The sequence below is a fragment of the Leptolyngbya sp. CCNP1308 genome, assembly GCF_034932455.1.
Lineage (GTDB): Bacteria > Cyanobacteriota > Cyanobacteriia > Phormidesmidales > Phormidesmidaceae > Nodosilinea.
In genome coordinates, this window is the sequence record NZ_JAYGIH010000034.1 from 1 (window position 1) to 795 (window position 795).

The 795-nt window shown below is 55.6% G+C and carries 1 protein-coding gene; it reads right to left on the reverse strand.

Translation table 11 applies throughout. From position 1 onward, the window contains the following. Positions 1 to 736 (reverse strand): IS5 family transposase gene (locus VB780_RS08470; protein ID WP_416349214.1). Its coding sequence is split into 2 segments (ribosomal slippage), with 734 coding nucleotides annotated over them: positions 1 to 398 and positions 401 to 736; the frame shifts between segments, so codons are not numbered across the junction. This gene is flagged as partial in the annotation. Positions 737 to 795 lie beyond the last annotated feature (59 nt).

The window sequence follows — 795 nt, forward strand, 5'->3', positions numbered from 1 at the left end:
ATGTAAATCGCGCTGAGAAACGTTTCGGCTAGCTTGTCGTAGCGAGTGGCAATGGCTCGATACTGCTTGAGCTTGGCAAAGAAATTTTCAATGAGATGCCGTGCTTTGTACAACTCCCGGTCATAGTCCCGTGGGGTCTTACGGTTGCGCTTGGGCGGAATGACCGCCATCTTGCCCTGTTGCTTCAATCGCTCAAGCACCCGTTGGTCGGCGTCATAGCCCTTGTCGGCCAGTATCGTATCGGTTTTGATGTCCTCTAACAGCACATCAGCCCCATCCAGGTCGCAGGCTTGGCCGGGGCTGATGTGAAAACCGGTCGGATTGCCCAGCGCATCAACCGTGGCATGAATCTTGGTGCTCAATCCGCCTTTGCTGCGACCGATGGCTTGGGCGTCAGCATCCCCCCCTTTGCCCCAGCACTATGCTGGTGGGCACGCACAACCGTTGCATCAATCATCGCGTATTCGTTGTCGGCGTCTTCAGCCAGCGCTTGAAACACCCGTTCCCAAACCCCTGTTTTAGCCCAGCGCCGAAAGCGGGTGTGAACCTTGCGAAAATGGCCAAACCGCTCTGGCAAGTCTCTCCAAGGAATGCCCGCTCGATACCGATACAGCACCGCCTCAACAAACCGTCGATTGTTGGTTGCCGTAACCCCAACTGCGCCTTCGCGTCCCGGCAATAAATCCTTGATGCGGTCCCATTGGTCATCGCGCAGCGCATAGCGTCGGGTCGTCATTGAACTTCGATGGGATGAGATACTACTGTCCCAGTTTACCTAATTGATGACACGCCCTA